The organism is Chromobacterium subtsugae (genome assembly GCF_001676875.1).
Classification (GTDB): Bacteria; Pseudomonadota; Gammaproteobacteria; order Burkholderiales; family Chromobacteriaceae; genus Chromobacterium; species Chromobacterium subtsugae.
This window is the reverse complement of record NZ_JYKA01000015.1, coordinates 66,582-82,081: the sequence shown is the minus strand read 5'-3', so window position 1 is coordinate 82,081 and position 15,500 is coordinate 66,582. Positions and strand designations below refer to the sequence as shown.

Annotated in this window: 4 protein-coding genes; 1 reads left to right on the top strand and 3 read right to left on the bottom strand. The window is 67.0% G+C overall.

Annotated features, from left to right (window positions below; all coding sequences use genetic code 11):
- Window positions 1-46: 46 nt before the first annotated feature.
- Window positions 47-8,428: a hybrid non-ribosomal peptide synthetase/type I polyketide synthase gene (locus MY55_RS16720; RefSeq protein ID WP_065202742.1), complete on the bottom strand. Its 8,382-nt coding sequence runs from the start codon at window positions 8,426-8,428 to the stop codon at window positions 47-49.
- A gap of 913 nt (window positions 8,429-9,341) precedes the next feature.
- Entirely contained in the window at window positions 9,342-12,191 is a 2,850-nt protein-coding gene (locus MY55_RS16715) for a ribonucleoside-diphosphate reductase subunit alpha (RefSeq protein WP_043573390.1), read from the bottom strand.
- A gap of 512 nt (window positions 12,192-12,703) precedes the next feature.
- Between MY55_RS16715 and MY55_RS16710 the strand changes: the two genes are divergently transcribed.
- Window positions 12,704-13,360, top strand: coding sequence for a class I SAM-dependent methyltransferase (locus tag MY55_RS16710; protein ID WP_043573392.1), 657 nt, complete (start codon window positions 12,704-12,706; stop codon window positions 13,358-13,360).
- Window positions 13,361-13,373: 13 nt separating this feature from the next.
- On the opposite strand, the gene MY55_RS16705 is transcribed toward MY55_RS16710, so the two are convergent.
- On the bottom strand, window positions 13,374-15,020 hold the full coding sequence (locus tag MY55_RS16705; protein WP_043573394.1) for a methyl-accepting chemotaxis protein: 1,647 nt from the start codon (window positions 15,018-15,020) through the stop codon (window positions 13,374-13,376).
- Window positions 15,021-15,500 lie beyond the last annotated feature (480 nt).

Genomic DNA, 15,500 nt, shown 5'->3' with positions numbered 1-15,500 from the left:
TTGTCTTGCATATCCGTTGCCTTGCCTGTCATGTCTTGATGAGCGCTCATTTGTCGGCGCCGCCCAGGGTTTCGTTTTCGATCTGATCGCGGCGCACGCGGCGGCGTTCGCGGCTGCGCAAGCCGCCTTCGTCGTCAGCGGAGGCCGGCCCAGCCTGGCTGATCAGCAGCGCCAGCTGCGCCAGCGTCGGCTTCAGCAGGAAGTCCTTCAGCGCCAGGCGCGCGCCGAAGCGCTGCTGCGCCCAGGTGACCAGTTGCGCGGCGGCCAGCGATTGCCCGCCGGCGACGAAGAAGTTGTCCTCCACGCCGGCCATTTCCAGCGCGAGGTTCTGCCGCGCGTAGTCGAGCAGCTCGGCTTCCACCGGGTTGCGCGGCGCCTGGACGGCGCCGGCGTCGGGGCGCGGCTCGATCAGCGCGCCGCGGTCGATCTTGCCGTGGCGGCTCAGCGGCAGCGCGGCCAGCGCGGCGAATTGCGCCGGGATCATGTAGATCGGCAGCCTTTGCGCCAGGTATTCGCGCAGCGCCTGCTGCCAGTCGCCGGCCGGCAGGGCTTCTGCCTGCTGGCGCGGCACGATCCAGGCCAGCAGCCGCTGGGTGGCGGCGCTGTCGCCGCGCAGGTCCACCACCGCTTCCTGGATGGCCGGGTGGGCGCGCAGCGCGTGCTCGATCTCGCCGATCTCGATGCGCAGGCCGCGCAGCTTGACCTGGTTGTCGACGCGGCCCAGGTATTCGACGGCGCCGTCGTCCAGCCAGCGGGCGCGGTCGCCGGAGCGATAGAGCCGCAGCGGCGCGCCGTCGTCGGCTACGGTTTCGATGAAGGCGGCGGCGTTCTGCTCCGGACGGTTCAGGTAGCCGCGCGCCAGCTGGACGCCGCCGATCAGCAGATCGCCCTCGATGCCGACGCCGACCGGGCGGCCGCGGCTGTCGACGATGCGCAGCGAAGTGTTGGCGATCGGGTAGCCGATGGGCACCGCGCCGCGGCCGCCGGCGCGCAGCGTGTAATGGGTGACCAGGATGGTGGCTTCGGTGGGGCCGTACAGGTTGTGCAGCTCCAGGCCCGGCAAGCCCAGTTCGCGCACCGCGATGCATTGCGAAGGCAGCAGCGCCTCGCCGCCGGCGAACAGGTGGCGCAGCGAGCGGCATTCGCGCGCGGCCGGGGTGGCGGCGAAGGCTTCCAGCATCGCCGGCACGAATTGCGCGGCGGTGACGCGTTCAGCGGCGATCAGCCGGGCCAGGTAGTCCGGATCGCGGTGGGTTTCCGGCGGCGCCACCACCAGGCGGGCGCCGGTCAGCAGCGGCCAGCACAGCTCCCACAGCGAGATGTCGAAGGTGTACGGCGCTTTTTGCAGCACCGCGTCGGCGGCGTCGAGCGGGAAGCGCTCGGTGGTCCACTCCATCAGGTTGGCCAGGCCGCCATGGGTGCATAGCACGCCCTTGGGCTTGTTGGTGGAGCCGGAGGTGTAGATCACGTAAGCCAGGTCGCCGGCTTCGACGGGTGCCGGGTTGACCCAGGCATCGGCGGTGCTGGGCCAGCCGGCGGCCAGCTCTTCCGGCGATTCGACGATGATGGCCGGGCAGTCCACCGCCAGGCGCGAGGCGATGGCGGCATCGGTCACCAGCGCGATGGGCTGGGTCTCGGCGAAGATTTCCTCGCGGCGCAGCGCCGGTTCGTCCGGGTCTATCGGCATGTAGGCGGCGCCGGTGTAGAAGATGCCCAGCAGGGAGGCCACCAGTTCGGCCGAGCGCGGCAGCATCACCGCCACGATCTTCTCCGGGCCGGCGCCGTGGTTGACCAATTCGCTGGCGATGGTGCGCGCCGCCAGGTCCAGCGTGCGGTAGTCGATATGGCGGCCGTCGGCGGTGATGGCGATGGCGTCGGGCGTCAGCGCCGCCTGGCGGGCGATGCGTTGCGGCACCGGCAGCGCGGTTTTGCCGTTGGCGGTGGCGTTGAAGCCGCGCAGCACCTGCTGCAGCTCGGCGGCCGGCAGCGGGTTGGCGCGCTCCAGTTCGACGGCCGGGTCGGCGGCGACGCGCGCGGCCCAGTCCAGCCAGCGCTCGGCCAGCCGCTGGATGTCTTCGCGGCGGTAGCGGCGGCTCTGGTAGTCCAGGTCCAGCAGCCAGCCCTTGGGCGTCTGCATCAGGTTGATCGCCAGGTCGAACTTGACGCCGGACACCGGCGCGTCCAGCAAGGTGACCGGCAGGCCGGCGAAATCGCTCTGGCGCACGCGGTCGAGGTTGAAGGTGACGGTCAGCGCGCCCGGGCGCTCGCCGCCGGCCAGCACCGGCTCCAGCAGGCGCGCCAGCGGGTAGGCCTGGTGGTCGGACATCGCCTCCAGTTCAAAGTCCACCGTTTCCAGCAGTTGCTCGAAGCGCGCGCCGGGCGCGAGGCGCGAGCGCAACGGCATGATCTGGGCCGCCTGGCCCACCATGCGCTCCAGACCGTCGAGGCGGCCGTGGGTCGGCACCCCCAGCAGGATGTCGTCGCGGTCGAACAGGGTGTGGAACAGCGCCAGCGTCAGGCTGAGCGTTGTGGTGAACAGCGTGGCCTTCTGCCGCACGGCCAGCTGGGTCAGCGCGTCGGCGGTGCCGGCCGGCACCGGCAGCCGCAGCCGCTCGCCCTGCCAGCGGGCCTGCTGGCCATCGTCGCCGGCGTTGGCGCGCGGCAGCGGCAAGGCTTCCGGCGCGTCGGCCAGGCGTTGGCTCCAGAAGGCTTCGGCCTGCTCGTCGCGCGCCGACAGCAGCCATTCCAGCTGGCGGCGGAACGGCTGCGCCGCTTCCAGCGCGGCGCGGCCGGCCGGGTCCAGCAGCGCGCCCAGCTCTTCCAGAATCAGCGCCAGCGACCAGCCGTCTATCAGGATGTGGTGGGCGCGCAGCGCCAATACCGGCTTGCCGTCGGCAAGCTGGAACAGGCCGGCTTGCAGCGGGCCGGCGCTTTCCAGCGCGAAGGGCGTGGCGGAGAACGCGCGCAGCCAGTCGGCGCCGTCGCCGCCTTCGCCCAGCGTCAGCGGGATGGCCAGTTCGGCGTGGACGCGCTGGATGCCCTTGTCGCCGTGCACGGTGGTGCGCAGCGCCTCGTGCCGGGCCGACAGCTCGGCCAGGGCGCGTTGGAGCGCGGCGGCTTCGATGCGGCCGCCCAGCTCCAGCGCGACGGTTTCGCAATAAGCGGCGGCGCCGGAGGCGTCCAGCTGCGAAGCCAGCCAGATCTGGCGCTGGGTGTCGGACAGCGGCGCTTCGCCGGCGGCGAGGCCGGTGCCGGCCGGGCGCGCCGGCAGGTAGCCGCCTGCGCGCAGGGCTTCGACGGAATCGATCACGCTGTCGACGATGAAGTCGATCTCCTGTTGGCCGTGCGCGTCGCACAGGAAGCAGTTGCGGCCTTCCCAGACGAACAGGCCGCGGTGCAGCAGATGGTAGTAGAACAGGTCCAGATTGCCGGCGTGCTTGAAGCGGAACACCGAGCCGAAGTGGATCATCGACAGCGGCAGCTTCTCGGCCTGGAAGTACTGGTTGAGGCGTTCGGTCAGCTGCCGGGTGCGTTCGGTCAGCGACTGCTGGAAGGCCGGGCCGCGCTGTTTCAGCTCCTTCAGCACCGCGTGCGCCATCGCCAGGCCCAGCGGGTGGTTGTTGAAGGTGCCGGCGAAGAAGGTGGTGCCGGCGTCGGGTGCGGAGTCGTCGCCGAAGCGCCAGATGCCGCCGTCTATGCCGTCCAGCAGCGAGCCGCGCGCCGCCAGCGCCGCCATCGGCACGCCGCCGCCTATGGTCTTGCCGTAGGTGACCAGGTCGGCCTCCACGCCGAACACTTCCTGCGCGCCGCCGGGGGCGCAGCGGAAGCCGGTGATCATTTCGTCGAAAATCAGCAGGATGCCGTGGCGGCGGGTGACTTCGCGCAGCTTGTGCAGGAATTCGCGCGGCTGGGCGTCCAGCACGCGGCTTTGGATCGGCTCCACCAGCACGGCGGCCAGTTGATCGGCGTTGGCTTCAATCGCCTGCAACGCGGCGTCGTCGCAGTAGTCCAGCATCAGCAGGTCGGCGACGAAGTTGGGGAGGATGCCGGGCGCCACCGGCTCGGTGGCGTCGCCGATGGCGGAGCGGTCTCCCAACAGGCCGTCGAAGTGGCCGTGGTAGGACTTGCGGAACACCGCCACCCGCGAGCGGTCGCGCAACAGGCGCGCCAGCCGCAGCGCCGTCATCAGCGATTCGCTGCCCGACTGGCAGAACAGGACCCGGTCCATGCCGGTCATTTCGCACAGCATGGTGGACACTTCGCCGGCGAGGGTGGAGCGGGTGCCGAGCGCCAGGCTGTTTTCGGCTTGCTCGTGCAGCGCCGCTTTCAGGAAAGGCGCGCCATGGCCGAAGATGTTGACGCCGAAGTCCATCGAGATATCGATGTACTCATTGCCGTCCACGTCCCAGACCCGGGCGCCGTCGGCGCGGTTGCCGGTGAGCGGGTAGACGATTTCCTTCAATGTGGGGCGGAAGCCGGCGGAGGCGCGCACGTCGGCCAGCCGCTGCCGGCGTTCGTCGGCCAGGCGCTTGGAGGTGGCGGTGCGGGCGATGTAGGCCTGGGAAAAGGCGGCAAAGTGGGCGGCCTGCTGCTGGGACTGGGCGGAGCCGGCGGCGCGGGCCGGCGCGGCTTTTGCCGCCGGGATGCTGCTGGGCGCGGCCGGCAGGGCGGCGATGGCCGCGGCCACCGGGCGAATCGGCGCCGGCGCGGCTTGCGGCGCGCCGCCCAGCGCGGCCAATTGGCTGTGGATCACCTGCTGCACCAGGTTCAGCTGTTGCTGGAACAGCGCGTTCATGTCGCCCGCCGCGGCGTGGGCCGGCAGCGCGATGGCCGGCGCAGGCGCGGCCGCCGCCGGGGCGGCCTGCGGCGCGGTTTGCTCGGCCAGGTGCACGCTGAGGCGGTCTATGGTGTTCAGTTCGTTCAGCAGCTGGCGGGCGCTGATCTTGACGCCGTAGCTGGCCTGGATGCCGCGCATCGCCTCGGCCAGCATCACGGAGTCGGCGCCCATTTCGATGAACAGGCGGTCGGTTTGCAGGTCGGCCTCCGACTCTCCCAGCGCCTTGGCGATTTGCCGCACCAGGTCGGCGCGGACTTGCCGCACGTGGTCGTCGGAGGTCGACGGATTGGATCGGGGATCCAGAGAGCTGTTGACTTGTGGCATGGATGGCTCCAGCGAAGATGGAATGGAGGATCGGGCGGCGGGGGCCGGCAGGGCGCGTCGGCGGTAGGGCTGGTCGAAGCGGCTCCAGTCAAGGTTGACGCCGGCGTTGTGCAGCGCGCCCGCGCTGTCGAGCATGGCTTGCCAATCGTTGCCGGCGCCGTCGAGCGAACTGAGCCAGTTGACGGCCAGCTCGCCGCTGGCGGCGCGGCCCAGCGCGCTCAGCGTCGGCCGCGGGCCCAGCTCCAGGAACAGCCTGTGGCCTTGCGCCAGCAGGGTTTGCACGCCCTGGCGGAACTGCACGGTGCCGCGGGCATGCGCCGCCCAGTAGGCGGCGTCGGGCGCTGCCGCGTGCGCCAGGCCGTTGAGGTTGGAAATCACCGGCACCGTGCCGGGCTGCCAGTCTATCGGCGCGGCCAGCGCGGCCATCCGCTCCAGCACCGGGTCCAGCAGAGGGGAATGGAAGGCGGTGGAGACGTCCAGCGTGCGCCAGCGTATGCCTTGGGCGTCCAGCGCCTTCAGCGCCTCGGCCAGCGCGTCGGACGCGCCCGACAGCACGCAGCTGGCGGGGCCGTTGTCGGCGGCCAACGCCAGGCTGCCGGCATGGGGGGCGACCAGCTCGCGCAGTTGCTCCGCCGAAGCCTTCACCGCGACCATGCCGGCCGCGCCGGCGGTTTCCTGCATCAGCGCGCCGCGCGCCGCCACCAGCGGCAGGATCTGTTCTATCGATGCCATGCCGGACAGCGCCGCGGCGGTGTATTCGCCCAGGCTGTGGCCCAGCAGCGCCGCCGGGCGCACGCCCCAGTCGGCCCACAGCTGGGCCAGCGACCAGCTGAGCGCCACCCAGGCGGGCTGCGCGTAGCAGGTGTTCTGCAGCAGCGCGTCGCCGCGGACGCGGTCGAACAGCAGCCGCGACAAGGAAACGTCAAGCACCGGCTTGAGCAGGGAGGAGCAGTGTTCGATGGCGTCGCGGAAGCGGGGATGGCTGGCATAGAGTTCGGCGCCGGCGCCGGCCAGCGCGCTGCCCTGGCCGGTCAGCAGGAACACCACGCCGGGCTCGGCGGCCGGCGCGGGCGCGGGCTGGGGCCGGGAGGCCAGTTGCTGCAGGCCGCGGCGCAATTCTTCGGAGTCGGCGGCGCCGACGCTGGCGCGCCAGGGCTGCTTGGCCAAACCGGCGTTGGCGGCATGGCAGAAGTCGGCCAAGGCGTCGGGCGGCAGTTGGGCGCAGTCTTGCAGCGCTTGCGCGGCTTGGCTGGACAGCGCTTCGGCGCTGGCGGCGGCCAGAGCGAGCAGATGGCGGGGGCGGTCGGTGACGCGCGCGGCCAGGCCTTGGTCGCCGTACCAGCAGCGGCGGCGCTGCCACGGATAGGCAGGCAGTTCGGCCAGCGCGCCGGCCGGCTGGATCCGCTGCCAGTCCAGTTCGTGGCCGTAGGCGTAGAGCAGGCCGAGCGCGGCCATGGCGTCGGCGGGAGCGGCCAGCGGCCGAAGCCTTTCCGGCAGCGCGGCGGCTTCGCCATGGCTGGGCGCGAGGATGTCCCAGCGGCCCGGCAACTGCTGTTGCCAGGCCTCGGGCGACGAACTCTCCAGTTCGGCGTCCGCGGCGATGCCGGCTTGGGCGAGCGCTGCGCGCAGTTCCGGCGCAGCGCCATGCAGCGCCAGCTTGCGGGCACCGGCGGCCGGGCGGCGGCCCAGCGACAAGCCGGGATGCGTCTGGCCGCCGGCCGCGGCGCGCAGGGCGGCGATCAACTGGCCGCGATCGCCATGAGCCGCCAGCCGGTGGTCCATATGGTCGCGGTGGCGCGCGGCGGTGTGGACGATGTCGGCCAGCGCGGCGCCGCCGGATCGCTCCAGCAGCGCCGCGTATTGGGCGGCTTGCGCGCGCAGGGCGTCGGCGGAGGCGGCGCTCAGCGGCAGCAGCCAGCTGGCGGCATCGTCGGCATGGGCCGTCCGCGGCGGTTGCGCCGGGGCGGTCTCCAGTATCAGGTGGGCATTGGTGCCGCCGAAGCCGAAGCTGCTGACGCCGATGCGGGCGGGGCGGCGCGCGGACGGCAGCGCGACCGGCGCGCTGGCGACGGCGAGCTTCAGCCGCGCTAGGTCGATGTCCGGATTCGCCTGGCGGAAGTTGAGCGAGCTGGGCAGCTTGGCCTCGCGCAGGGCGATCACGCCCTTGAGCAGGCCGGCGATGCCGGCGGCGGCCTCCAGGTGGCCGATATTGGTCTTGACCGAGCCGACCGCCAGCGGTTGTTCGCGATCCGCGGCGAAAACCTCGCCCAGCGCCTGGGCTTCGATCGGGTCGCCCAGCGGGGTGCCGGTGCCGTGCAACTCCACCGCGTCGATATCGGCGGGGAGCAGTCCGGCGTCAGCCAGCGCGTCGCGGATCACGCCGACCTGGGCCGGGCCGCTGGGGGCGGTGAGGCCGTTGGTGCGGCCATCCTGGTTGACCGCGCTGCCTGCGATCAGCGCCAACGCGCGTTCGCTCTCCGGCTGTAGCTGGCTGGCGCGCTTGAGGATGACGATGCCGGCGCCTTCGCCGCGCACATAGCCGTCGGCGGCGGCGTCGAAAGTCTTGCAGCGGCCGTCGGGCGACAGCATCTTGGCGCCGGCGAACACTTTCATCAGGTCGGGCGCCAGCAGCAGGTTGACCCCGCCGACGATGGCGAGGTCGATTTCGCCGGCGCGCAGCGCGCGGACGGCGAGGTGGGCGGCGGTCAGCGACGACGAGCAGGCGGTGTCCACCGCCAGGCTGGGGCCGGCCAGGTTGAGGAAGTAGGACAGTCGGTTGGCGACGATGCTGAAGGCGTTGCCGGTGCCGGCGTACAGGTCGAGATCCTGGCCTTCGTTCATCTGCAGCCGGCTGTAGTCGAAAGTGGAGATGCCGATGTAGACGCCGGTGCGGCTGCCGGCCAGGCTGGCGCGCGGGATGCCGGCGGACTCCAGCGCTTCCACCGCCAGCTCCATCACCAGGCGTTGCTGCGGGTCCATCTGATTGGCTTCGCGCTGGGCGATGCCGAAGAAAGGCGGGTCGAAACCATCCGGCGGGTCGATCAGGCCGGCCCGGCTCACGCCGTCGGCGGCGATGGCGCCGCGGTCTATGGCGATCTGGTCCACGGCTTCGCGTTCTTCCAGCAGCAGGTTTCTGAGCGCCTGGAGGCTGTTGGCGCCGGGGAAGCGGCAAGCTGCGCCGATGATGGCGACGCGTTCTGGTTGGCGCGACGGGAGGAGGCGATTTTCCGAAGCGCTGGTCGGTTGGGACGGTTGCGGATGGTTCATGAGGATTGCGCCATTATTTGGGCCGATTTGCTAGCGGCATAGTAAAAGGGGTGATCCGGTTTGCTTCTTCCTGATATTGTTTTTATTCAAATTGTTTTTTCGATGAATTTATTTCTTTGCTTTATCTCATTGCGGTCAAATAGGGTTGTGGCTTGGCTGCATAAAAATGACTTTGTACTATTTTTTGTTTTCAGCATTAAATTTTCTGCCAATGACGAGTAAATGATACCGCATGCCAAAACAGGTATGTACGACATTGTAATTCCCCTGTTTTCATGACGATCTCATTGCGCGGCGTGGCGTGAATGTCCATGGTTGGACATACAGATCATTGATAAAAAAGGAAATATCTAGTTTTGCTGATGTGTTGAAATCGATGTGAGTTAGGTAGGCTTGGCGGCCATGACTGGAGAAGTGACAGTTTGACGTCAGTTTGGCTGTGCTTTAGGACAGGGGTGGTGTGGTAGAAATGCTCTAATTATGGCTAAGCGTTTTTGTATTGAAATTTTAATGAAGCATTGTCTTAATCATTTAAATTAAAGAGCAGACATTTATTATTTTGATCTTTAATTTAAATTACAATGTCATTATTTTCGGGGCGGCGCCGCGCCAGCGGCGGAGTGACAGGCTCCGCGTGATTAAGCGAATCTTGTGTCGCGATTGCAGAGCCGGCGGGAAGAGGATGCCGGCGGAAGCCTGGCTTGGCGCGGGCTATGCCGGTTCGGCATGGCTGCGGGAGAAGCGAAAGGGGCATGTAAGACTAGGCTGTTCATGCCGATACGGCGGCAGGCGCGAATTTTTGGGCTTTGCCGCATCACTATCGCCGCGCAGCGTTCTGGCAGGCGCTGCGGGCCATGAATGAAAAACGGCCACCCATCAGGGTAGCCGTTTGTCTTGGGGCGAGGGTTCCGCCTTACTGGCAGGATTCGCAGTCCGGATTGTCGATGCTGCAGAACTTGGCGTCGGTGGCCGGGGTGTTGTCCACCTCGGCGGCCGGAGCCTGCTGGCTGTTGCCGCTGGACACCGCGTTCAGCTCGCCGCCGCGGCCGGTGGATTTCTCGGCGCTGGTGGCTGCCAGGGTGCGCAGGTAGTAGGTGGTTTTCAGGCCCTTGATCCAGGCGTGCTTGTACAGCTCGTCCAGTTTCTTGCCCGACGCGCCGGCCATGTACAGGTTCAGCGATTGCGCCTGGTCGATCCACTTCTGGCGGCGCGAAGCGGCTTCCACCAACCAGCGCGGATCCAGTTCGAAGGCGGTGGCGTAGATGGCTTTCAGCTCGGCCGGCACGCGGTCGATCTGGCCCAGGCTGCCGTCGAAGTATTTCAGGTCGGCCACCATCACTTCATCCCACAGTCCGGCGGCTTTCAGGTCGCGCACCAGGTATTCGTTGGTGACGGTGAATTCGCCGGACAGGTTGGATTTCACGAACAGGTTCTGGTAGGTCGGCTCGATGGATGCGGACACGCCGATGATGTTGGCGATGGTCGCGGTCGGCGCGATGGCCAGGCAGTTGCTGTTGCGCATGCCGAACTGCTTGATGCGGTCGCGCAGCAGGTTCCAGTCCATGCGTTCGGTGCGGTCCACTTCCAGATAGCCGCCGCGCTCGGCCGCCAGCAGGTTGATGCTGTCGTGCGGCAGCACGCCGCGGTCCCACAGGCTGCCGCTGTACGACGGGTAGCGGCCGCGCTCTTCCGCCAACTCGGTGGAGGCCAGGTAGGCGTAGTAGGCCACCATTTCCATCGATTCATCGGCGAATTCGACGGCGGCGTTGGAGCCATAGGGCACGCGCTTGATGTGCAGGCAGTCCTGGAAGCCCATCACGCCCATGCCGACCGGGCGGTGCTTCAGATTGGAGTTGCGCGCCTTCTTCACCGGATAGAAGTTGATGTCGATGACGTTGTCCAGCATGCGCAGCGCGATGCGGATGGTGCGCTGCAGCTTGTCGCCGTCCAGGCTGCCGTCGGCCTTCAGGTGCGCCGCCAGGTTGACCGAGCCCAGATTGCAAACGGCGATCTCGTCGTCGTTGGTGTTCAGGGTGATTTCGGTGCACAGATTGGAGCTGTGGACCACGCCCATGTGCTGCTGCGGGCTGCGGATGTTGCACGGATCCTTGAAGGTCACCCACGGATGGCCGGTTTCAAACAGCATGGTCAGCATCTTGCGCCACAGGCTCAGGGCCGGGATGCGCTTGTAGACTTTCAGCTCGCCGCGCTCGCCGCGGGCTTCGTAGGCGGTGTAGGCCTTTTCGAAGGCGCGGCCGTACAGGTCGTGCAGGTCGGCGGTTTCGGACGGGGAGAACAGGCTCCACTCGCCGCCTTCCATCACGCGCTTCATGAACAGGTCCGGAATCCAGTTGGCGGTGTTCATGTCGTGGGTGCGGCGGCGGTCGTCGCCGGTGTTCTTGCGCAGTTCGAGGAATTCCTCGATATCGGCGTGCCAGGTTTCCAGGTAGGCGCAGACCGCGCCTTTGCGCTTGCCGCCCTGGTTCACCGCCACCGCGGTGTCGTTGACCACTTTCAGGAACGGCACCACGCCTTGCGATTTGCCGTTGGTGCCCTTGATGTGCGAGCCCATCGCGCGCACCGGGGTCCAGTCGTTGCCCAGGCCGCCGGCGAATTTGGACAGCAGCGCGTTTTCCTTGATGCCTTCGTAGATGCCGTCCAGGTCATCGGCGATGGTGGTCAGGTAGCAGCTGGACAGCTGGCTGCGGCGGGTGCCGGAGTTGAACAGCGTCGGGGTGGACGACATGAAGTCGAAGCTGGACAGCACGTTGTAGAACTCAATGGCGCGGTCTTCGCGGTTCACTTCGTTCAGCGCCAGGCCCATGGCGACGCGCATGTAGAAGGCCTGCGGCATTTCGATGCGGGTGCCGTCGATGTGTAGGAAGTAGCGGTCGAACAGGGTTTGCAGGCCCAGGTAGCCGAATTTCAGGTCGCGCTCGGCATCCAGCGCGGCGCCCAGTTTCTTCAGGTCGTATTCGGCCAGCTTTTCATCCAGCAGCTCGGCGGCGATGCCCTTCTTGATGAAGCTGGCGAAATAGTGCGGATACTGCGCGGCCATTTCGTCCTGGCCCACGGCTTCGCCCAGGATTTCCAGGCGGATGTTGCCCATCAGCAGGCGGGCGGTCACGTAATCGTAGGCCGGGTCCTGCTCGATCATCGAGCGGGCGGCCAGGATGGCGGACTTGCCCACTTCCTCTTCCGGCACGCCGTCGTAGATGTTCTTCAGCGTTTCGCCGAGGATGGCGTCGACGTCGATGCCGGCCAGATTCTTGCTGGCGGCTTCGATGTTGCCGCGCAGGCGGGCCACGTCCAGCGGCAGTTTGCGGCCATCCTTGCGCAGCACGTTGATCTGCACCTGGGTGAGCGCCTCGCCGCGCGCGGCGCGTTCTTGCGAGCGTTGTTCGCGGTACAGCACGTAGGCGCGGGCCACATCGTGCTCGCCGAAGCGCATCAGCGAAAGTTCGACCTGGTCCTGGATGTCTTCGATGTGGATCGCGCCGCCTTCGGGCTTGCGGCGCATCAGCGCATTGACCACCTGTTCGGTCAGTTGGGCCACCTTGTCGCGGATGCTGGCGGAGGTGGCGCCTTGTTGGCCAACCACGGCCAGGAAGGCCTTGGTCATCGCGATGGAGATTTTGACAGGCTCGAACGGCACTACCGCGCCATTGCGGCGAATGGTCTTGTACAGGCTGAAATCGGCTTGCGGCGCGGCGGCGCGGCCGAGTTCTGCGGCGGTTTGCCCTTCAAAGGTGGTCAATTGCATGTATCCCTCGATAAAGAGAAGTTTAGGCCCGGCCGCGCTGCGTTCTTGAGGGCAGGTCGGCTTGTGGACAATTTTGTTGAAAAGCTGTGCGCTGTTTGTGGGTAAACACAAGATGTGCTGTCCGCAGCGCTTTAGATGCCCAAATTCTAGTGGTGGGGGTGACGTAGTTCAAGTCTTGACTTTGTCTGAAACCAAGGAAAGCCGCGTCGTTATTGGCTTTGCGGCGTGAGATTTTTTTCGGGGCCGTCGCGGCGGCGGAATGGCGTCGACAGGAAATGGCGGAAAACCACGCGCTGGCCGGCAGCAGGTGCCAGGGACGCGGGCGGTGTCGCGCCGCGAGCGCCGCTTCTGTTGCGCCTTCGCCACGGCCGCGGCGTGAAAAGTGGCCTGACGACAGGGGGAGGGTGGCCATTCAGACGGTTTGTCGGCAAGCGCGGGTCGGCTAGGGTAAGGAGGCTGTCGCGCGTCCGGGCCGGGTTCCGGGCCGTGGCCGGTCAACCAGGAGAACACCGATGGCTTCATCCAGGCGGCAATATATCCATGCGCTGCGCTTTTCGGCATTGACCGCGCTTTACGATCCGCTGGTGGCGCTTACCGCCCGGGAGAAGCATTTCAAAAACGCGTTGCTGGACGCCGCGCAACTGCGGCCCGGACACCGGGTGCTGGATGTGGGCTGCGGCACCGGCACGCTGGCGATAGCGGCCAGCCTGCGCGCGCCGGGCCTGCTGGTGCAGGGGCTGGACGGCGACGGGCGCATTCTGCGCCTGGCGACGGACAAGGCGGAACGGGCGGGCGCCAGGCTGGCCTTTCGCCAAGGCATGTCGTTTTCCATGCCCTATCTGGACAACGCCTTCGACCGGGTCTTGTCCAGCCTGTTTTTCCACCATCTGGACACCGAGGACAAGCGCCGCACGCTGGTGGAGATCCAACGGGTGATGAAGCCGCGCGGCGAGTTATATGTCGCCGATTGGGGCGTGCCGCAAAACCGGCTGATGCGCGCGTTGTTCTATCCGGTGCAGTGGCTGGATGGTTTCGCCACTACCCAGGGCAATGTCGAAGGCGTGCTGCCCCGGCTGATGGGCGAAACCGGTTTTGCCGGCGTGCGGCTGGTCCGGCAGATTCCCACTCTGCTGGGCACCCTGGCGATCCACGCCGCCAGCAAGCCCTGAGGCGGGCAGGGCGTCAGCGCGCGCGGAAGCGGTCGATTTCCGCTTCCAGCTGGCTGACCAGCGCCGCCAGGCTGTCTGCCGCGGCCGACGCTGCCTGCACCGAGCTGTCGTTCTCGCCGGCCATCGCCGCGATGTGCTCTATCCTTTGCACGATATCCGCTGTCGCCGCGCCTTGTTCCACGGTGGCGGAGGCGATCTCGGCGATCTGCCGCGCCGAGGTCTCGGCGCCGCCGCGTATCTGCTGCAGCGCCTCCATCGCCCGTTCGGAGCTGCGCCGGCTCTCCTCTATCAATTCCGAACACATCTGAGTGTCCTTGACCACGCTGGCCACGTCGCTCTGAATGCCGCCCAGCATGGCGCCGATCTCGCCGGTGGCGCTGGTGGTGCGTTCGGCCAGCTTGCGCACCTCGTCAGCCACGACCGCGAAGCCGCGGCCTTGCTCGCCGGCGCGCGCCGCCTCGATCGCCGCGTTCAGCGCCAACAGATTGGTCTGTTCGGCGATGTCATGGATCACGCTGACGATGTTGTTGATCTGCTGCGAGCGCTGCGCCAGGCTCTGCGTCAGTTCGGCGGTCTTGTGGATGGCGCCGTGCAGGGTGTTGGCGTTGGATGCGTTTTCCGTCAGCACCTGGCCGCCCTGTTCGGACAGGGTTTGCACGGACAGCGACAAGGCGGTGCTGTCGCTGGCGGTCTGCGCCACCCGCTGCACGCTGGCCGAGACATCCTCCACCGCGGTGGTGGTGTGCTGCGCCGCCTGGTTTTGCTCCATGGTGCCGCGGGCGATGGCGCGCGCGGCGTCGGCCACCGCGTGCGAGCGTTCGCTCACCTGTTCGCCCACCGCGCGTATCCGCTGCAATGCGGATTCGAACGCCGACATCAGCCGGTTGAAGGCATCGGCCACTTCGCCGAATTCGTCGCGGCCGCCGACGCGGGCGCGCAGGCTCAGCCGCAAGTGGTCGGCGGCTTCCAGCATGGTGGCGCGCAGCTTGTCCAATTCCTCGCTAATCAGCTTGGCCAGCGCGAAGCCTATGGCCAGGCTGAGCAGCACCGACACCGCCAGCACGCCGTAAATCAGCCGGCTTTGGCTCTGATAGGTGCGGTTGGCGTCCTGGTAGGCGGTTTCGGCGATAGCCAGCTGGCGCGGCATCAGCGCGCCGACCTGGTCGCGCAGTCCTTCGTACTGCTTGACGAATTTGGGATAGATCGCCTTGGCGTCCTCGATGCGGTTGGCGCGGATGGCGTTGACGAAGGGCTCCAGGCTGTTGGCGGCCATGTCCTGATACAGCGCGGCGATGGCGTCCACCTGGGGTTTCAGTTCCGCTGAAATGTGTCCTTGCTGCAGCTTGGCGATCGCCTCCCGCATTTCGCCTATCTTGCCGTACAGCCGGTCGGCGCGCTGGGTGGGGGTGCGGTAGCCGGCGCCGCCGGCCATGGCGTCCATCATCGCCTGCATCACGTCTATGCGGGTGCGCGGCACCAGAGAGCTGACCTTGGACACTTCGAACAGCGGCGCGGCGCTGCTGACGTAAACCTTGGCGACGTGGTCCTTCAATTCGGCCATGGTCACCAGCCCTTCCCCGGCTACGGCGGCGATGGCCAGCAGCGGGATCGCCAGCAGCAGGGCCAGTTTATGGCGTGTCCGCATATCGTGCAGCAGCATGACAGTCACCTTGGGGTCTGAACTAGTCTGCATTCAGACTAGTTCGCGGCGCGGGCCGGCGACAGCGCGGCTTGATGATTTTCCTTCGCGGGCGAGACCCGGCCGCGCCGCGCGCTGCGATAAACGCCTTTTCGCGCCGAGGGGACGGGGGGGCATGAAAATGACGTTGAAATTTCATCCTGCGGCCAGAGCCCCGGGCAGAGGGCGCTTCCCGCGTCGGCGATGCGGCAATGAACCCTTTCGCTTAGCGGAGAGGGCAAAGGACTGTAGGGCGGCGTGGTTTGTTTACATACTGCTTACGGGTTTTTCTGGGTGAAAATATTAAATTTATGACCCAACTAGAATATTTATTGGAATTTTGTTGCTTTAGAGCAACAACTCTTCCGGGATTTGCCGCTATCGAGCAGGCTTGTATTTTCTTGATGGCTGCCATGAGTATTATTACATTCTTGTTAATTAATATTGCAACTGTGAACTTGT

What these genes read in the sequence shown, in the direction of transcription:
- MY55_RS16715 (WP_043573390.1), bottom strand. Translation starts at nt 12,191, where the DNA reads ATGCAATTGACCACCTTTGAAGGGCAAACCGCCGCAGAACTCGGCCGC.
- MY55_RS16710 (WP_043573392.1), top strand. Translation starts at nt 12,704, where the DNA reads ATGGCTTCATCCAGGCGGCAATATATCCATGCGCTGCGCTTTTCGGCA.
- MY55_RS16720 (WP_065202742.1), bottom strand. Translation starts at nt 8,428, where the DNA reads ATGAACCATCCGCAACCGTCCCAACCGACCAGCGCTTCGGAAAATCGC.
- MY55_RS16705 (WP_043573394.1), bottom strand. Translation starts at nt 15,020, where the DNA reads ATGCTGCTGCACGATATGCGGACACGCCATAAACTGGCCCTGCTGCTG.